Raw genomic sequence first — 17,981 nt, 5'->3', positions numbered from 1 at the left:
ACTCACCATATTAAATTTAAGTACTCATTGCTTGACCACCATTAATGTCTAACAGTGTTCCAGTAATAAAGCCTGCTTCACGAGAGGCCAGATAAGCAACTGCTTGTGCTACATCATCAACCTCAGCATGTCTGCGGACAGGTATCTCATTTAGTATTTTCTGTCTTAATTCATCTGACTGGCGCTCTTTTAACAAACCCTGTACCCTTGGTGTCATTACAGCACCAGGACAAATAGCGTTACAGGTAATACCATTGGGGCCAAATTCTTGGGCTAACTGCAAAGTTAGCGAGTGAATTGCGCCTTTTGCAGCAGCGTAATTGGCGCCCGCAAATAAACTACCATAACGGCCAGCTTTCGATCCTAAGTTGATAATTCGACCGTAGTGGTTTGCCACCATTACGGGAATAACTAATTGAGAAAGCGTAACTGCCAACATTAAATTTAACTCAAATACTTTTTGCCAATCATCTTTTGACTGTTCTAGAAAGTGAAAAGGCGTATGTAAAGAGCCGCCGGCATTATTAATCAAAATATCTATTTTTTTCGATTGCTGTATGTTGGCTGAAAATGCAGCCTGAATCTCATCGTCAATAGAAAGATTAACTAGCCGTGTTTCAATAGCGTATCCCGCGGCGGCACTTTCATCTGATAAATTTTTTAACGCAACTGCATCGCGATCCCATACATGAACAAGGGCTCCTCGGCGAGCTAATTCGAGTGCGATTCCCTTACCTAGGCCACTGCCTGCTGCAGTTATTAAGGCTACTTGTTGGCTTAATGAGTACAAGCTAGTCATAAGAAGTATCTTTTATTTTTTAATGATTTCATTTTCTTAATCCATTAAAGAGCCACCATTGACATCTAAAATATGGCCAGTAATATATGAGGCTGCAGTTGAGCAAAGAAAAAAAGCTGCTTCAGCAATTTCAGTTGGTAACCCTAGGCGTTTTAACGGAATTTTATTAGCAAGCTCTGGCCAGAACTCTTTTGGAATCATGGTGCCCTCAATCGATCCAGGGGCAAGCCCATTGATTCGTATCTTTGCAGGTGAATACTCAATTGCAAGCGATTTCACCAAAGAGATTACACCTGCCTTTGAAGCACAATAATTCGCCTTGGTTCCTATTGGATTTGGATCGAAACCTGCATAACCTACTTTGCCAGCCCGCGATGATATTAATAAACCACAACCTTGGGTTTCTTTTAAGTAATTATATGCAGTCTTCATGACAATAAAGGCCCCATTTAAATTGACATCAATTACTTGGCGCCAAGACTCAAGAGAGGTGTCAACAATTGATGTCCTAGGTCCAGTTATTGCTGCACTATTTATCACTACGCCAATTGGGCCAATGCGTCGCGCAAAGGCAAAAGCGGCTTCTACCTCTAATGGTTTCGTAATATCACAGCTAATCTGCTCAAAACCAAGCAGATTTTTTTTATCTACAACATCTTGTGACTGAAATACGCAATCTAATCCAACAACTATAAAATCATCGCTAAAGCGTTGTGCTATTGCTAGGCCAATATTATTTGCTGCCCCAGTAATAATCGCAACTTGCTTCATATTTTGAGATTCTTCTTAAATTAATAATCAGATGCGGGGTGATGGCTAGCGTTAGGGTCGATTGCCACATCAATTAAACAGGGGCCTGCAAATTTTTCTGCCTCTTTTAAGCAATCTAGCATATCTTCTTTACGGGTTACCTCAAAAGCATGACAACCCATGCCCTTAGCAATCATCGCAAAATTGGTAGGCGGGTAGTTCACGCCATAAGGTTCGCCCTTCATATTGTCACGAACCATACCTAAACCACAATTATTAGCGACAACTACAGTTATTGGCGCATTCTCAGAAATCGCGGTAGACAACGCAGCAACCGACATGCCTGCTCCGCCATCGCCAGTTAGCGCAATAACCCGCTTTTCTGGTTTAGCAATTTTTGCACCAACCGCAGCAGGAATTGACCAGCCCATCCCCCCAATACCACCGGGAACTAGCAATTGTCCAGGGGTTCGAATCTTCAAAGTACCTGTAACCCAAATGCGATTATTACCTGCATCGAGAGTGAGTAAATGATTATCAGTTAAATGTTGGTCTAAGGCTTTAACAATATCGACGTTATGCACTGTCCCATCTGGAGATTTATATTCGGGAATGACACCATAATTAAATTTGCGGTTATTTTCTGCAATCCAACCTAAGCGTTCGCCGCGCTTCGCGTCACCCACATCTAAATCAACAAGCATTTCAAGTGCATCACCAGCATCGCCTGTAATCGACAACTTAACAGGATAGACCCACCCGCTATTTCTAGGATCAATATCGATCTGTACTAAGGTCTGATCCAGTGGATTTAAAAATCCAGCTTCACAAAAACGCATGTAGTCTGGTCCAAGACTGGCTCCAATTACCACTACTAAATCGGCGTCGCGCAAGGCATTATTAGCCGCCTTACAGCCCCATGTACCTAACATACCGACACTAATCGGCGAACCTTCATCAACCACCCCCTTGCCGTTATAGCTAGTGGCTACTGCAATACCGCCTTTTGCCGCAACTTGTGCAAGTAAAGTTCGTGCACGATCATTTTGGGCGCCCTGTCCAACAATGAGTAGTGGGCGCTCAGCTTTTTTAAGCATTTTGGCAAGCTCATTTATTGCATTTGCGTCAGGTCTTGCAGGGGTATATTGCAAATGCCCCGCTGAAGGGTAAAGCGTAACCCGCGGATTAATCTCAAATGGTCGACGAATAATGCTCGATTTTAGAACTACTGCCGCGGGGCCATTGCGGGGCAAAGTTGCGTGTTTAAATGCCATTTGCACGCCATATACTGCTTCATCTATCTCGGTGGCATATGCGCAAAACTTAGTCATAGTTTTTAATACCGTGGCTGCATCTGCAGCACCATAGTCACCAGTCATGGTTTGATATACACCGCGCATCGCAAACCCATCATAACAAGAGGTATCAGTTAAAACTACCATTGGGGAACCGGCAAAATAAGCTTCTAAAATTCCAAAGGCGCCGGTGGTGGTTAAAAAAGGGCCCATACCCATTAAAACTGCAGGCGTACCAGTAACCTTGCCATAAGCTTGAGCCATAATTGATGCATGCTGTTCGCTACGCGATAAAACTAGCTTTAACTTCGAACGTTGCTCATAAAATTCGTCCAACATCCAAGTGATGCCAAGCCCAGGCAAGGTAAAGGCATGTTTAGCACCGCATTCAATCAACGTTTTTACTATTTCTCGCTTGGTTGTACTCATCACGCCCTTTATCCGATTATTAAAGTTAAAATGCAAACGTTTGCATAAAGTTTAATTTATACTAACAGATAAACTACAAAAATAAAAATGAAACTGGCTAAAACTCAAAATAAATCAAAGATAGCCACCCTGCATGACGTGGCTAGCATTGCAGGGGTTTCTCCAGGTACTGTATCAAGAGCAATAACAAGGCCAAATCTAGTAGCTCCAAAAACCTTAGAAAAAATTCTTAGTATTGTAAAAAAACTACACTACTTCCCCGACCCTGCTGGCAGAAATCTGCGCTCTGCCAAGCCAACTGTTATTGGCGCGGTAATACCCAAAATGGGGGTTTCTGCATTTGCTCAAACTATAGCCGATCTGAATGATGCATTAGAAGCTCAAAATATCACTTTAATTGTCTCGCAGCCTGAATTTTCATTAGCTTCATCCGAATCAGCAGCCTATCGTTTGCTTGAGCGCGGCGCAGATGCATTAATACTCCTTGGCGAAGATCATAAACCCGAACTTTTTGAAATGCTCCACCATCGTGAACTGCCTTATATATTAATTTGGACTACAAAAAAACTAAAAGATCAACCATACGTTTCAGTTGATCAAAGTAAGGCGGGGCAATTAGCCGCTAATCATTTACTAGAATTAGGTCATCGTCATTTTGCCTTTGTAGGAATTCCTTTGGCGCATAATCCAAGAGCAGCAGCAAGGTTGGCGGGAGTAAAAAAGCAGCTTAACCAAGCCGGGGTTTTGCTAGCACCCAATGCAATCATTGAAGAGCCGCATCGATTTAGTACGGGTCGCAATGCAGTTGAGCAGATTTTCAAAAATCAACCAAATACTACTGCCATTATTTGCACCAGCGACTATCATGCACTAGGTGTACTCCGTGGGCTTTATGAAATAGGTAAACGAGTACCTGAAGAGATCTCTCTGGTTTCTTTTAATAATAATGATTTTGCTGCCTACACTACACCTTCTATTACCTCAGTCGACCTCAAGCAGCACGATGTAGGAATTCATGCGGCCAATCTCATTATTAAATTAATGCATGGCGAGCAAATAAAATCCATCCAGATTCAACCACAGCTATGTGTGCGTGAAAGTTCTGCGCAGGTTAAAAAGGGATCAAAAAAATAATCCAATGAGCACCTTCATAGACAAATGGATTTTTTCACAAAAGTGGTTAGCACCACTGAAATTTAAAGTATTTCGTTCAATTTATTTAGTATGGCTTACTGCCACCATTTGCATGTGGATGAATGATGTTGCTGCAGCGTGGATGATGACTTCATTAACTACTTCAGCAACCTTAATTGCTTTAGTACAAACTGCCTCTAGTCTGCCTGTTCTGCTACTTGGCATTCCGAGTGGTGCACTTGCCGATATTCTGAATCGTAAACACTTTTTTGTCTTTACCCAACTATGGTTAGCAGCCAATGCAACTGCTCTCATGTTGTTCTTGGTTTTCGGCTTACTTAATCCCTATGTACTTTTATTTTTAACGTTTACCAATGGCATTGGCTTGGCCATGCGCTGGCCCATCTTTGCCGCCTTAGTTCCAGAATTAGTACCCCGCGATTCCTTGCAACCAGCCTTAGCATTAAATGCAATTGCAATGAATGTGTCGCGTATTGTCGGCCCGCTGATTGCGGGAATTATTATTGCCACGGCTGGTAGCCAGTATGTCTTTGCCCTAAATATGGTGCTATCACTCATTACCTCATGGGTAGTATTGCGGTGGCAATATCAATATTATGTTTCTGCCCTACCCGGCGAACGTTTTTTTGGCGCCATGCGCGTCGGCTTGCAATATGTGCGCCAATCAAATCAATTACAAGCTATTTTTATTCGTACTTTCTTATTTTTTCTGCAGTCAACTGGACTCATTGCCCTATTGCCCGTTATTGCTAAAGATCATTTTCAGGGTAATGCCCATATCTTTACCTTATTGCTGTCGTGTTTAGGCTTGGGAGCTGTTATTGCAGGCTCCCAACTACCTCGTTTAAAAATACATCTGAGCACGAATCAATTAGCCAATTATGGAATTATTCTTTTATCAGTTAGCTCAGCTGCCGTCGTGTTATCGCTCAATTTATGGCTTGCTTCGGTCTTCATGCTCATTTGTGGCATTGCCTGGATTAGTGTAGCCAACTCGCTAACAACATCAGCTCAACTCTGTTTACCTAGCTGGGTTCGAGCGCGGGGTATGTCACTTTACCAAATGAGTATTATGGGGGGCAGCGCATTAGGCGCAGCCATTTGGGGCAAAATTGCCACTGAAACTGACGTTAGCATCAGCATTGGCTTAAGTTCAATCTTTGGCATTGTCGCCTTAATCGCAGTTCGTAAATTGCAAGTAGAAGGTTTGCATCAAGAAGATATGAGCCCGGTATGTCCATTAGAGCGTCCACACCCATCTCGAAACATTGATCCAAGTGAGGGCCCAGTGATGATTTCGATTGAATATCAAACCCACACTACCCAAAATGATACATTCAAGAAATTGATGGCTAGCACCAGAAAGTCGCGTCTCCGCCAAGGGGCGCTCTCATGGAGCTTGTTCGAAGACGCCGAACATACCGGTAAATTTGTAGAGTTCTACGTATTTGAAACGTGGGCCGACTATTTACGTCGTTTTGATCGCTTTACTGCGGATGATCTGAATATGCAGGAAGAGCGACATCGTCACCACATTGATATTGCGCCGCCAAAAGTAACTCGCCGTATTGCCTCAAGCCTGAAAAAATAATTTATTTACGCCAAACGCTTGCCAGCCAAGGCTGCTGATCACGCGGTAAGCCCGGTGGCCGATAAAAATGATCTACCTCGGTAAAGCCGGCTGCGCATAAATACGCTTGCCAAGCCTTTAGATCATGATAAGAGCCGTAGCGATCACCGTTCCAGCCCTCTTCATTTGTACCTCTTGGATTAGAGCTAAATAAAATACCTTGCGGTTTTAGGGTGGCGAATAAATCATCCAGAACTTTTGGCAATAATTGACTGGGTACATGAAATAGCGAGGCATTGGCAAAAATGCCATCGAAATAATCATTTGGTAGTTGTAGATTAAAAAAATCTTGCACCAAAACTTCACAGCCACTAAATTTACGGGCTATTGCAGCCGCTTGCGTACTGCCCTCTAGTCCAATTGCTTGATGGCCGAGTGCAGTAAATGCTTGCAAATCCCTGCCAGGACCACAGCCAAAATCTAAAATTTGAAAAGGACCAGCTCCTTTAATCGCTTTTAGTAGAGCTGCAATATTTTGACTGACATCGTGATCACGCGTACCTGCAAAAAAATCATCCGCATTAATATTGTAATGATCTACAGTTTTAGTAGCTATTTCAGCTAGCTCTGTAGCAGTTAAAGGTACCTTACCCATCATTTCAGCCAATTTATTTCGAGTTTCAATAATTTAATTCGAATCGAGGATTTTCTTCAAATTAACTGCTGAATCTCTTAAGAAACCCACATCACTGCCAGCCACAATCATTTGAAACCCAAGCTGTTTAAGCTCGGGAATAGCTCTGCCAGCAAAGGGAATAATCCCAACTGGAATTTTGGCCGACTTGCATTTAGCGACAACTGCATCGATTACTTGGTTTAACTCAATAAAATGATCTGGCCCTTCTAAATTTAAATTGGCCGATAAATCAGTTGGGCCTACAAAAACTAAATCAACTTCTGGCAAGCCGCCAATTTCCAAGGCTAAATTCATTGCATTCAGAGATTCCAATTGAATAATCACCAAAGTATCTCTATTTGCATTATTGCGGTAGTCGGCATTGGTTCCATAAGCCGAGGCTCTCAGCGCGGGTAGAGCTAAGCCACGATCGCCTTGAGGCGGAAATTTTGCGGCGCGTGCTACCTCTAAAGCTATTTCAACACTTTCAACCCGAGGCACCATCACGCCGTGGGCACCACGGTCTAAAACACGAGCAATGAGGCTAGGATCGGCAGAAGGCACGCGTACCAGCGCGGTAGTTTCGCGACTAAAGCCGCGCAATATGCCAGGTAAATCTGCTAGACCAATTGCGCCATGCTCCATGTCAACCACCACAAAATCGAGGCCAACTGCCGATGCAATTTCAGCAAAGGCGGGATTAACCGTCATCATCCATGCGCCTCCAATACTCTTACCTTGCTGTAACTTTGACTTCAGTGAAGTTGTAACGTGCTGCATACGTTCTCCAATTTATTGAACCAATCTCAGAATTAAACTGAATTTAAATTAACACCAACCTTTTTACCTGCCTCACAAATATCTTGCCAAGTTTTATCATCAATCTCAATGCCATCTTTAATGCGTTGAGCCATCATTTTTTGTTCGGGCTCACCAGCTAGCATAACCGGCACACCCGCTTCGCTAGCTGGGCTTTGATATACCCAGTCGATAAAAGAGTTTGTTTCTAGGTCAAATTGTTCTTTAGAGCTCATGCTAGCAGGATTAATTAAAATGGATAACATGCCATTCCAAATGGCGCGTTTTTTTACTTTCGGCGGCTTCCAAGTGCCGTTGCCCGTTAATGCTCCACCTAATAATTCACAGGCAATGGCCAAGCCCGAACCCTTGTGTTCACCAAAAGGCATCAGCGCGCCCAAATTGCCAGCCGCATCGGGCCTTACTACTACGCCAGGATCGGTAGTCGGCAAACCCTGCTGATCAATTAAATACCCAGGGCTTACTGATTTACCTACATTATGAGCCACCCGCATCTTGCCTTGGGCTGAGCGACTAGTAGCAAAGTCTAGGATGAATGGCGCACGGTTAGCAATTGGCACACCAATACAAAATGGATTAGTACCGTGGCGACCAATACCCCCACCCCATACCGCTACAACAGGTGCAGATAGAACATTGACTAAATGAATCGACACCAAACCATCTGCCGCCGCCATTTCAGCAAAATGTCCAATACGGCCTAAGTGATGAGCACGCGATAAGGATAAAATGCAACTACCTAATTTTTTGGCTCTAGCAATTCCCATCACCATAGCCTCTTCGCCCACGACCTGACCAAAACCTTGCTGGCCATCAAGCACCAACAAGCTGCCTAAATCACTCTTCACTCGAACCGATTGGTTTGGCTGCAAAGAGCCTTCTACAAATGATTCCACGTAGCGCGGAATCATCCCAGCACCATGCGAATCATGCCCTTTTAGGTTCGCGTGAATTAGATTGGTACAAACCCGCAAAGCCTCAACCTCAGAACTACCAGTAGCCGTAATAATTTGAACAATTTTAGTTTTTAAATCTTCGGCTTGAAATATTGGCATAGTGATAGAGCTTATTGCTGCTTAGAATGTGCTAGCATAATAAAAAAATAAGGAGGGGACAATGTTTAAACGATGTAGATTACCATTCTTAGTAGTAATTGCGTTGCTCATGCAGACTTTGCCTAGTTATGCGCAATCAAACTATCCTAACAAACCCATCAAGCTCATTGTTGGCTTTCCCCCAGGTGGTGGCCTAGATTTTACCTCGCGTCTCATTGCGCCCTATCTTGGCGAGGCCTTGGGACAGCAAGTTATTGTGGAGAATAAGCCCGGTGCTGCTGGTGTCATTGCCCTAACCGAGCTAGCACGAGCTGCTCCCGACGGCTATACCTTAGTGGTAGCTAATATTGGTCCAATGGTTTTAGCGCCCAATATGATGGCAAAAAAACCTTACGATCCCTTAAAAGACTTCACCCCCATTGGGCAAATTGTTTCTACTTATTTTCTAGCCGTTGTCCCACGCGAGCTACCCGTAGACTCTCTTAAAACATTTATTCAGTGGGCTAAAAAGAATCCGGGCAAAGCCAATTTTGCTTCTGGTGGCAATGGTTCCATCACCCATTTAAATGGTGAGTTACTGAATAATGTTGGCGGCATCAAACTCACACATGTTCCCTATAAAGGTTCTGCACCAGCCATCGTCGACTTAATTTCAGGTCAAACCCATATCTTGATTGATATTACTGGCATCTTAGTGCCGCAAGTTCAGTCTGGTAACCTCAAAGCGATTGCCATTACTAGCTCTACTAGAGATAAAGATTTACCTAATGTTCCAACGGTTCGCGAATCGGGCTATGCAGAATTAGAAACTTCAGGTTGGCAAGGTTTAGTTGGTCCAGCAAATATGCCTAAAGATGTAGTGCAAAAATTGCAAGCTGCTCTCAAGAAAACCTTAGCAAATCCTGAAGTACGCGAGCGCTTTGAAAAAGCGGGTACGCCTATAACCGAACGATCGGCAAGTGAATTTGCCGCATTTATTAAAGCCGAAAATGATCGGTGGGTCGCTGTTATTAAAGAGTCAGGTGCCAAAATTGAGTAAAGCAAATCGCAAAAAACCAGAAGAGCTCCGTAGTCATCGCTGGTATGGCGTTAAAGATATGCGTAGCTTTGCGCATCGTTCGCGCACAGCGCAAATGGGCTATACCCGCAGCGATTATGCTGGCAAACCGGTCATCGCTATTATTAATACGTGGAGTGATATTAACCCATGTCATAGCCATTTTCGTCAGCGCGCTGAAGAAGTAAAAAGAGGTATTTGGCAGGCCGGCGGTTTCCCAGTAGAAATGCCCGCCATGAGTTTATCCGAGCCCTTTCAAAAACCGACAACCATGTTGTATCGCAACCTGCTCGCAATGGAAACAGAAGAGTTGTTACGTTCTTACCCAGCAGATGCGTGCGTTTTGATGGGCGGCTGCGATAAAACAACGCCTGCTCTATTGATGGGTGCTATTAGTATGAACATTCCCGCCATCTTTCTGCCGGCTGGCCCGATGTTACGTGGTGATTATCGCGGTCAATTTTTGGGTAGCGGCAGCGATGTATGGAAATACTGGGATGAATTACGGGCGGGCAATATTACCGAGGCCGACTGGGGCGAAATTGAAGATGGTATTGCACGCTCAGCTGGTCATTGCATGACCATGGGTACCGCATCTACCATGACAAGTACAGTTGAAGCGCTAGGCTTATGTTTATCTGGTTATGCATCTATTCCGGCCCCCGATTCAAGACATGCGCAAATGGCTACCTTAACAGGCAGACGCATTGTCGAAATGGCTTGGGAAGATTTAAAACCATCTGACATTCTCACTGCCGGCTCTTTTGATAACGCTGTAATGACTACCTTAGCTTTATCGGGCTCTACTAATGCCGCAGTGCATTTAATTGCTCTTGCCAAACGTGCGGGCTTTGGGCTCACCTTAGAACGCTTTGACGAATTAGCACGCAAAATCCCTGTCCTTGCGAATATAAGACCTTCGGGCAAATATCTCATGGAAGATTTTTTCTATGCGGGTGGTTTACGTGCTTTACTCAAGCAACTGACCGGCTTCTTAAGTCTTGCTGAGCAAACCGTTGATGGTAAAACCATCGGCGAGCTAATCGCTGATGCCAAGGTATTCAATGATGATGTCATTCGTTCGGCAGATAAAGCACTGGTAAAAAGCGACGGCTTGGCAATTTTAAAAGGAAATCTGGCCCCAGATGGCGCAGTTATCAAGCCCCCTGCTGCTGAAGCTCACTTGCTAAAACATACTGGTAAAGCGGTCGTATTCAAAAACTATGACGATTTATCTGCACGCATTGATTCGGCCGATTTAGAAATCGATGCTAATTCAGTAATTGTTTTGCAAAATGCTGGCCCACAAGGGGCGCCTGGTATGCCAGAGTGGGGGCAGTTACCTATCCCTAAAAAGCTTTTAGAACAAGGAGTGCGCGATATGGTGCGTATCTCTGATGCACGTATGAGCGGGACTAGTTATGGCGCATGTGTTTTGCATGTCACTCCCGAAGCTTATATTGGTGGGCCCTTGGCTTTTGTACAAGATGGCGATCTCATTGAATTAGACGTACCCGCCCGCAAATTAAATGTCTTGATTTCTGATGCGGAAATGGCCAAACGCAAAGCAGCATGGGTAGCACCAGCTCCTAAGTTTGAGCGGGGCTTTGGTAAGATTTATTTACAACACATTCAACAAGCCAATAATGGCTGTGATTTTGATTTTTTAGAAACCCAAGTACATGCTAGCAATGCTGAAAATTCACAGAAGCGCAGCAAAGGCAGTGAACCAGAAATTCATTGAAACAGATTTAAGATTAATAGCACTGCTTATTTATAAAACTGTTTATTAGCCTGCTCCAGCAACATCTCTATCTTGCCACCACTAACGGCTTTTTTAATTGCCTCTGAAAAGCCAGCCTGTAGGCTGTTGTAGCATTTAGATTTCTTCGAAAAAGCGACATACATTTCTCCATAAACCACATTTTTCGGCAAAAAATCAACTTTTGTAAGGATATTTAATTTCTTTGCCTCCAGCTTACCTGGATAGCGACCAATAATAAGGTAATCGGCTTGCTTTTTTAATAACACCTCAAAAGCTTTGTCTACTCCATTAGCACGCGCCACTGTTAAATTTTGTGCAATATAGGTATCAAAATCATTGCCGTAACTTTCGCCTAAATTTGTTACTCCTTTTTTGGCCTTTAAATCACCCCACTCGGCATACTTAAAAGAATCACCATTACGAATCACAATGGCAACTGGGTCTTGCATATACGGTGGATCAATGTAATTCATATAAGCAACTCTTGATGAATCTTTATAGATACCAAAAATAATATCTGCTTTACCCTCTTTAATAGCATCTTGGGCTTTTTGCCAAGACCCAAAGTCAACTGAACTGATATTCTTCACTTGCAGCTGCTGGGCAATAGTCGTCACTAATTCAGCCGAAGCGCCCACAATTTTTCCATTAGCCCCCCAGGCTACTGGCGGGTAAGCTGGGTGCCCCGTAATAACCAAAGCCTCACAAACACTGCCTGTCTGCGCAAATGCTGCAGATGCAAAAAACTCTAATACAGCAAGCATTAAGAATAGTTTAGTTTTCATGATTACTTTCAAAGTGAGGAGCAAATGTAGTTTTATTATGACAAATTTACGTGACTAGGTTTAGCTCTATTTTTTGCTTTATTTTAAGGGGTAAGGAGGCTAAATAGCTCATTTTTTTACCTTGATTTGCTTTAGACTAGACCAACCTAACCCTTATGGCCCATATGACAACAGCGCAAACCATGACAACAATTCCGGAGTTTTTCATACGTCGTTTTAAAGAGCTGGCGGTTGATGAGGGTTTTGGAATCGTTGGAGATTATGCTCTGAAGTTATTTGCTCAACTCCACCACTGTGGCTTTCCAATACTAGTAACTACCGATGAACAAGGCGCAGCATTTGCAGCTGAGGCTTATGCGCGGATCCGAGGATTTGGGGTATGTGCCGTAACCTATTCGGTGGGCGGCTTTAAAGTAGTGAATGCTACGGCTGGGGCCTGGGCGGAAAATGTACCACTTTTAGTGCTAAGTGGTGCTCCAGGTTTATCTGAAAGACAGGGGGACCCTTTACTGCATCACAAGGTTAAAAATTTTGACACCCAACTTGAGGTATTTAAAGATATCACCATCGCCCAGGCCGTGCTGACAAACCCCTTAACCGTGACTGCGGAAATAGATCGTGTTCTAGGAGCCATGATTGCAAATCAACGTCCTGGCTACATTGAAATTCCCCGAGATATGGTTGACGTTCCCGTGCTTGATTGCCTAGAGGATCTATCGATCGAGTTGCCTAAAGTCCATCCACAGCGTTTAGAACTTGCAGTAGCAGAAACATTGCAACTATTAGAGGGTGCAGGTGATGCAGTGGCTATTGCGGGTTTAATGGCGGTGCGGCGCGGACTTGGTAAAGAGCTACTAGCTTTCATGGAAAATTTTGAGGTGCCAATGGCAACCACCTCTGTTTCTAAGGGGGTAGTACCAGAAACCCATCCCTTAGCTTTGGGTGTTTATATGGGGGCAGTTAGCGCACCAGCCATTGTTCAACAAGTAGAAAATGCAAAACCTCTGATTATGTTTGGGGTTTTATATGCCGATTTAATAATGGGTGCATTTACCGATCACCTAGATCGCGGTCAGGTAATCGAATGTACGGATTACCAAGTGAGTATTGGTTTTCGCACCTATCAAGACGTTCCGCTGTGGGCCTTCTTACCTGCTTTAATTAAGGCAGCTAGCGCTAGAGGTTACAAAGAATATGGGCATGTCACCCATAAAACAATGACTTTTATTCCAATTGCTGGCCAAGGTCTCGTGGTTGAAAGAATTATGGAATGCGTATCGATCTTTCTTGATAATAAAATGCGTTTAATTGTTGAGCCAGGAGATTGTTTATTTGGCTCGATAGAACTGCCAGCGCAATCTCTAATGCTTGCCAGCGCCTATTACGCTACCATGGGGTATGCGGTGCCAGCAGCTTTGGGCGCCGCTCGCGCCGATGCTACCCGCAGACCCTTGGTATTAGTCGGAGATGGCGCCTTTTTGATGACAGGCTTAGAGGTTCTTTCTTCGGTATTTCACGGGGTAAATCCACTAGTGATAGTTGTTGATAACCAAGGTTATGGCACTCAAAGACCCATGATGGACGGCCCCTTTAATGATATTGCCTCATTGCGCTCTGAAGAACTACCAACCGTATTGGGCACTGGCAAAGGTTTCTTATGCAAAACCGAAGATGAATTATTTTCTGCATTGACTAAGGCAACTGCTTTAGATGAACTCTGTATTATTCGGGCCTGCGTACCCTTGGGAAAATATAGCCCAGGTTTATTGCGCTTAACTTCTGCGCTTAAAAAGCGTGTCTAAATAAAGTTAAGGCACGCCCACAATAAAGCCTTCAGAAAAAATATTGATGATTTTGGTCGTCTTGCTTTAGATCCTAAAATCAGAGACCTATTTACATCACTTCCACAGAAAGCCCAAACCTACGCGAACATTGGCTGCAGTAGCAGAGTATGATCCAGTTCCACCAGAGGTATAAACATTACTATATTTAATGTAGTTTGCTTCGCCAAAGCCATAGATATAGCCTTTAATAATCCAATCAAAATCGGCAATCACTTGTTTGTAGCCTAGTCCAACTAAGGGTCCCCTAACCATATCGTAATCACCACCCCCAGAATACATTCGAGTACTCGCATAACCTAACTTGGCAAAAACCAATTTATCAAGCCCAATAGGATATCCAGGCGCAACATATACACTGTAATCTTGGTTCTTGATAGCAGATACCCAATTAGTAGCGCTACCTTGCTTAAATTGGTCACTGCCACTTCCACCTGGAACGGTAATCGTGTAAGTAGAGCTTTTGGAATCCACCAGATTATATTCAGCGCCAAAGCCCAATAAGAAATTGGGATGCAATAAAAAACTATAGCCGGTGGCAGCCGAGAAGGTTAGGCTATTCGAATTGGGAGCAGAAGCGGTATAAGGCACACCCTGAAGTGGAGGTTCAGTAATCGTTCCGCCTGTAAAGGAAAACTTTAAGACTTCATAGCCCACGCCCATTTGAGTAAAGCTATCCTCAAAACGTGACTGGGCAAAGCCATTGGAGCTTACGCCAATGACTACCAAAATCATAAAAGACTTTAAAAAATGGGGCAATTTGGCCTTTAGAAATTCAATTATTATATAAATAGTAACAGACGCATGATCAGGGCGCTTAATCAACAACAAAATCAAAATAGGTCTCGGGAAATGGCTCCTTTTCATAGGTGAAATGCCACCATTCCATCTCGTATGGCTTAAAACCATGTTTGAGCATGAGCGTTCTCAGCAACAGTCGGCTAGCCCTTTGTTCTGTCAATACACCAATATATTTTGGCCATGACTCTAGCCCAAAGAAATCAAAATTAGTGCCCATATTGAGAGGTCGAAATGGCGAAGCTGATGAAATAATCGTTAAATCGATCGTACTTCCCCTGCTGTGGCCAGAGCGATCAGCAATATAGCCCTCCGAAAATAAATTTTCTTTTGCCACTTTAGGATAGTACTTCGTTTTTGTACGCGTATCTTTTAGATCTTTTGCCCAAGCGATAAAGTCATCAACCGCCCTTTGTGGTCGATAAGTATCGAAAATAAATAATTCCAGGCCAAATGGTTTGAGATCAGATTGAACCTCAGCAAGTGCTTTAGCAGCTGGTTTAGTTAAGACGGCCCTTTGACTAACATAGCCGTTAATAGGCCGCCCGACGAAATTATTGCTGCTGGCATACCTTAACCCAACCCGAATGCCAGGAATTTCCTGATCAACATAAACAAATCCATCGGGAATTGCCCATGCGTTAGAAACAAGTAATGCGTTGATAATAATTATGGCGATGCTATGCCGCATAAGATCCTTATCATCTTACATTAGGTTAGCGCATTAAATCTCGATAAAGATTTTCATACTCCGCCTATCCTATCAGAACAAATTCAAAGTAGCCATGACCTATCAACACCCTACCCAGCCTTAATTAATCCGTACCTATACCCGTCTTTTTAACTAAAGCAGCATAGCTTGCTAATTGCTCTTGAATTTTTTTGCTTAATTCTTCTGGCGAGCTACCCACTGGATTAAGGCCATTAGCCAGAAGTTGTTGTCGTACGGTGGGATCTTTCAATGCTTTAATCAACTCAGTGTTTAGTTTTTGAATAATAGGCTGTGGTGTTCCTGCAGGCGCTACCAACGCAAACCAGGCGCTAAACTCAAACCCAGGAAGACCAGAATCTGCAATCGTTGGGACATTTGGATATTGCAAAGCACGTTTAGGGCTCGTAACACCAATTAATTTAAGGCGGTTCGACTTTACTAAGGTTTTAGAGCTAGCTAAAGTAATAAATGCCGCCTGCACTTCTCCTGAGGCAACCCCAATACCCGTTTGATTAATCCCCTTATAGGGGATGTGCGTCATCTTAATGCCTGCCTCGGAATCAAATAACTCCATGGCTATATGTTGGGGGCTGCCGTTACCAGCTGATCCATAATTCAGTTGTCCTGGATTTTTGCGGGCAGCAGCAATCAGCTCGCCTGCGTTCGCATAGGGGGATTTAGATGGCACAACGAGGCCCCACTCCACCATCACAGCCAAAGAAATCGGGGCAAAGTCTTTAATAGGGTTCCAAGGCAGTTTGCGATTGACATTTGGCACCATAGTTAAGATGCTATCGTTGAAACCCCCTAAGGTATAGCCATCCGGGCTTGCTTTTGCAACTTTATCGGCACCAATTAAGCCAGCGGCGCCAGGAAGGTTCTCAACGATAAAACCTTGTCCCATATTTTGACTCATTTTTTGCGTAACAATGCGCACGGCATTATCGGCCCCGCTGCCTGGCGCTAGCGGAATAATTACACGGATAGGATGGGCTGGGTAGGAGGCTAAATTAGGCTCGGCCGCCTGCGCTACGCCAATGAATGCTAAGCATAAGTAAACATAGGCAAACTTCACGGCGACTCCCATCTCAAATTGAACTACCTGAATATACTAAAACTTCATGACAATGGGTTGTTTCTATCTAGGTCATTCTATTTATTTGACCTATTATTAGTAAATCGGGGTTTTCTTCAGCATGATTCCCGTATTGAGCTACTCAGAATCTTCAATGCATCTTCAAATTGAGTTTCTGGGATTGTTAAGGGATACAAAAACCTAATTACGTTTGAATAAACACCGCATGACAAAAGAATTAATCCTTGTGCTAAAGCCGTTTTTTGTATCTGAGTTACGATCTCTGGAGTAGGCTGATTGGTTTTGGGATCTCTTAACTCAATGGCAGTCATGGATCCAATTCCTCGAATATCTGCAATATATGGATTAGATTCTTGTTCTTTCGTAAGCATCTGAATTAACCTATCGCCCAGATTTCTTGAGCGAGCGCATAAACCTTCCGCCTCAATAACATCTAGTACGGCATGAGCGGAGGCGATTGCCAGCGGGTTACCCGCGTAAGTCCCACCCAAACCACCAGGAGAGGGCCCGTCCATAATCTCCGCCCGTCCACACACCCCCGATAAAGGCATTCCTCCAGCCAAGCTTTTGGCAATCGTTATTAAATCAGGCTCAACACTATAGTGCTCTAATGCAAACATTTTCCCTGTTCTTGCAAACCCAGACTGAATTTCATCGGCTATTAAAACAATTCCATATTCATCACAAATTTTGCGTAATTTGATAAGCATCTCATTTGGCATTACATAAAAACCACCCTCGCCTTGAATAGGCTCAAAAATAATTGCAGCAACACTGAACGGATCTATATCCGATTTAAATAGTCGCTCTAAAGAATCAATGCTTTCATCAACGCTAACGCCAAGAATATCCGCCGGGAAAGGTAAATGATAAATACCAGAAGGAAATGGGCCAAAACCATTCTTATAGGGGACGTTTTTACCAGTTAAGCCCAAACCCATATTTGTCCGCCCATGAAAGGCGCCGGAAAATGATATTAATCCCGATCTTCCAGTGTATGAACGGGCAATTTTTACAGCATTTTCAACCGCCTCTGCTCCTGTTGAAAAAAATGCAACTTTTTTTTCACCAGAAATTGGAACTATAAGTGAAATACGCTCTGCTAATGAAATATAGCTTTCATAGGGTATTACTTGAAATGCGGTATGAGTAAAGTTATCTAGCTGAGATTGAATTGCTAAATTTATTACAGGGTGCTTATGACCTGTATTTAATACCGCAATACCTGCGCTAAAATCGGTATACCGATTACCCTCTACATCCCAAAGAGTTGCATTTTCAGCTCTACTCACATAAAAATTACACATAATTCCTACGCCTCTAGGGAGTATTTTTTGACGGCGCAAATCTATATCGCTATTTTTCATATATTCCAAGAT

At 43.5% G+C, this 17,981-nt stretch carries 16 protein-coding genes; 5 read left to right on the top strand and 11 right to left on the bottom strand.

Annotated elements, in window-relative coordinates; all coding sequences use genetic code 11:
• Positions 1–16 precede the first annotated feature (16 nt).
• From LZT21_RS05705 to LZT21_RS05695, 3 genes are read right to left on the bottom strand one after another with little or no spacing between them, the layout of a single operon-like run.
• Positions 17–799 carry an SDR family NAD(P)-dependent oxidoreductase gene (locus tag LZT21_RS05705; protein WP_233924065.1) on the bottom strand — a complete coding sequence of 261 codons (783 nt, stop codon included), beginning with the start codon at positions 797–799 and terminating at the stop codon, positions 17–19.
• A 36-nt stretch (positions 800–835) separates the two neighbouring features.
• Positions 836–1,570, bottom strand: a complete 735-nt coding sequence (locus LZT21_RS05700; RefSeq protein WP_233989776.1) for an SDR family NAD(P)-dependent oxidoreductase — start codon at positions 1,568–1,570, stop codon at positions 836–838.
• A 20-nt stretch (positions 1,571–1,590) separates the two neighbouring features.
• The gene (locus LZT21_RS05695) at positions 1,591–3,273 is read right to left on the bottom strand and encodes a thiamine pyrophosphate-binding protein (RefSeq protein ID WP_233989774.1); all 1,683 of its coding nucleotides are present in this window, start codon (positions 3,271–3,273) and stop codon (positions 1,591–1,593) included.
• An 87-nt stretch (positions 3,274–3,360) separates the two neighbouring features.
• Here LZT21_RS05695 and LZT21_RS05690 point away from each other — a divergent pair, with 87 nt between their 5' ends.
• Positions 3,361–4,407: a LacI family DNA-binding transcriptional regulator gene (locus LZT21_RS05690; RefSeq protein ID WP_233989772.1), complete on the top strand. Its 1,047-nt coding sequence runs from the start codon at positions 3,361–3,363 to the stop codon at positions 4,405–4,407.
• A gap of 4 nt (positions 4,408–4,411) precedes the next feature.
• Positions 4,412–6,019 carry an MFS transporter gene (locus tag LZT21_RS05685; protein ID WP_233924061.1) on the top strand — a complete coding sequence of 536 codons (1,608 nt, stop codon included), beginning with the start codon at positions 4,412–4,414 and terminating at the stop codon, positions 6,017–6,019.
• A gap of 1 nt (position 6,020) precedes the next feature.
• Here the strand turns inward: LZT21_RS05685 and LZT21_RS05680 are convergent, their stop codons facing one another.
• From LZT21_RS05680 to LZT21_RS05670, 3 genes are read right to left on the bottom strand one after another with little or no spacing between them, the layout of a single operon-like run.
• Positions 6,021–6,653 (bottom strand): bifunctional 2-polyprenyl-6-hydroxyphenol methylase/3-demethylubiquinol 3-O-methyltransferase UbiG, encoded by a 633-nt coding sequence (locus tag LZT21_RS05680; protein WP_233924060.1) that lies wholly within the window; start codon positions 6,651–6,653, stop codon positions 6,021–6,023.
• 33 nt (positions 6,654–6,686) lie between these two features.
• Complete coding sequence (locus tag LZT21_RS05675) at positions 6,687–7,454, bottom strand: HpcH/HpaI aldolase/citrate lyase family protein (protein ID WP_233989770.1); 768 nt, start codon at positions 7,452–7,454, stop codon at positions 6,687–6,689.
• A gap of 32 nt (positions 7,455–7,486) precedes the next feature.
• Positions 7,487–8,548: a malate/lactate/ureidoglycolate dehydrogenase gene (locus tag LZT21_RS05670; RefSeq protein ID WP_233989768.1), complete on the bottom strand. Its 1,062-nt coding sequence runs from the start codon at positions 8,546–8,548 to the stop codon at positions 7,487–7,489.
• 109 nt (positions 8,549–8,657) lie between these two features.
• Between LZT21_RS05670 and LZT21_RS05665 the strand changes: the two genes are divergently transcribed.
• Both LZT21_RS05665 and araD read left to right on the top strand, forming a co-directional pair.
• A complete protein-coding gene (locus LZT21_RS05665; protein WP_233924057.1) occupies positions 8,658–9,587 on the top strand; it encodes a tripartite tricarboxylate transporter substrate binding protein in 930 nt (309 codons plus the stop codon).
• Positions 9,538–11,349 carry an L-arabinonate dehydratase gene (gene araD / locus LZT21_RS05660; RefSeq protein WP_370634788.1) on the top strand — a complete coding sequence of 604 codons (1,812 nt, stop codon included), beginning with the start codon at positions 9,538–9,540 and terminating at the stop codon, positions 11,347–11,349. The genes LZT21_RS05665 and araD overlap by 50 nt, the downstream gene beginning before the upstream one ends.
• Positions 11,350–11,375: 26 nt before the next feature.
• On the opposite strand, the gene LZT21_RS05655 is transcribed toward araD, so the two are convergent.
• Positions 11,376–12,155, bottom strand: coding sequence for an ABC transporter substrate-binding protein (locus LZT21_RS05655; protein ID WP_233989766.1), 780 nt, complete (start codon positions 12,153–12,155; stop codon positions 11,376–11,378).
• Positions 12,156–12,319: 164 nt separating this feature from the next.
• Between LZT21_RS05655 and LZT21_RS05650 the strand changes: the two genes are divergently transcribed.
• Positions 12,320–13,957: a thiamine pyrophosphate-binding protein gene (locus LZT21_RS05650; protein WP_233936408.1), complete on the top strand. Its 1,638-nt coding sequence runs from the start codon at positions 12,320–12,322 to the stop codon at positions 13,955–13,957.
• 96 nt (positions 13,958–14,053) lie between these two features.
• On the opposite strand, the gene LZT21_RS05645 is transcribed toward LZT21_RS05650, so the two are convergent.
• The 4 genes from LZT21_RS05645 to gabT all read right to left on the bottom strand — a co-directional run bounded on the left by LZT21_RS05645 (position 14,054) and on the right by gabT (position 17,969).
• The gene (locus LZT21_RS05645) at positions 14,054–14,755 is read right to left on the bottom strand and encodes a hypothetical protein (protein ID WP_233989764.1); all 702 of its coding nucleotides are present in this window, start codon (positions 14,753–14,755) and stop codon (positions 14,054–14,056) included.
• A 58-nt stretch (positions 14,756–14,813) separates the two neighbouring features.
• Positions 14,814–15,485, bottom strand: coding sequence for a M15 family metallopeptidase (locus tag LZT21_RS05640; RefSeq protein ID WP_233989762.1), 672 nt, complete (start codon positions 15,483–15,485; stop codon positions 14,814–14,816).
• Positions 15,486–15,609: 124 nt separating this feature from the next.
• Positions 15,610–16,581: a tripartite tricarboxylate transporter substrate binding protein gene (locus LZT21_RS05635; protein WP_233924052.1), complete on the bottom strand. Its 972-nt coding sequence runs from the start codon at positions 16,579–16,581 to the stop codon at positions 15,610–15,612.
• A gap of 116 nt (positions 16,582–16,697) precedes the next feature.
• A complete protein-coding gene (gene gabT / locus LZT21_RS05630) occupies positions 16,698–17,969 on the bottom strand; it encodes a 4-aminobutyrate--2-oxoglutarate transaminase (protein WP_233924091.1) in 1,272 nt (423 codons plus the stop codon).
• Between the last annotated feature and the right edge of the window lie 12 nt (positions 17,970–17,981).

This window comes from Polynucleobacter sp. IMCC 30228 (assembly GCF_021395205.1).
Lineage (GTDB): Bacteria > Pseudomonadota > Gammaproteobacteria > Burkholderiales > Burkholderiaceae > Polynucleobacter.
Note: the sequence above shows the minus strand (reverse complement) of the source record. Positions and strands in the feature narration are given on the sequence as shown.

Excerpts from the sequence above, each read along its gene's own strand:
- araD (WP_370634788.1), top strand. The coding sequence starts at position 9,538 with ATGATCGGTGGGTCGCTGTTATTAAAGAGTCAGGTGCCAAAATTGAGT.
- LZT21_RS05655 (WP_233989766.1), bottom strand. The coding sequence starts at position 12,155 with ATGAAAACTAAACTATTCTTAATGCTTGCTGTATTAGAGTTTTTTGCA.
- LZT21_RS05650 (WP_233936408.1), top strand. The coding sequence starts at position 12,320 with ATGACAACAGCGCAAACCATGACAACAATTCCGGAGTTTTTCATACGT.
- LZT21_RS05665 (WP_233924057.1), top strand. The coding sequence starts at position 8,658 with ATGCAGACTTTGCCTAGTTATGCGCAATCAAACTATCCTAACAAACCC.
- LZT21_RS05690 (WP_233989772.1), top strand. The coding sequence starts at position 3,361 with ATGAAACTGGCTAAAACTCAAAATAAATCAAAGATAGCCACCCTGCAT.
- LZT21_RS05685 (WP_233924061.1), top strand. The coding sequence starts at position 4,412 with ATGAGCACCTTCATAGACAAATGGATTTTTTCACAAAAGTGGTTAGCA.
- LZT21_RS05640 (WP_233989762.1), bottom strand. The coding sequence starts at position 15,485 with ATGCGGCATAGCATCGCCATAATTATTATCAACGCATTACTTGTTTCT.
- LZT21_RS05675 (WP_233989770.1), bottom strand. The coding sequence starts at position 7,454 with ATGCAGCACGTTACAACTTCACTGAAGTCAAAGTTACAGCAAGGTAAG.
- LZT21_RS05705 (WP_233924065.1), bottom strand. The coding sequence starts at position 799 with ATGACTAGCTTGTACTCATTAAGCCAACAAGTAGCCTTAATAACTGCA.
- LZT21_RS05670 (WP_233989768.1), bottom strand. The coding sequence starts at position 8,548 with ATGCCAATATTTCAAGCCGAAGATTTAAAAACTAAAATTGTTCAAATT.
- LZT21_RS05680 (WP_233924060.1), bottom strand. The coding sequence starts at position 6,653 with ATGGGTAAGGTACCTTTAACTGCTACAGAGCTAGCTGAAATAGCTACT.
- gabT (WP_233924091.1), bottom strand. The coding sequence starts at position 17,969 with ATGAAAAATAGCGATATAGATTTGCGCCGTCAAAAAATACTCCCTAGA.
- LZT21_RS05695 (WP_233989774.1), bottom strand. The coding sequence starts at position 3,273 with ATGAGTACAACCAAGCGAGAAATAGTAAAAACGTTGATTGAATGCGGT.
- LZT21_RS05700 (WP_233989776.1), bottom strand. The coding sequence starts at position 1,570 with ATGAAGCAAGTTGCGATTATTACTGGGGCAGCAAATAATATTGGCCTA.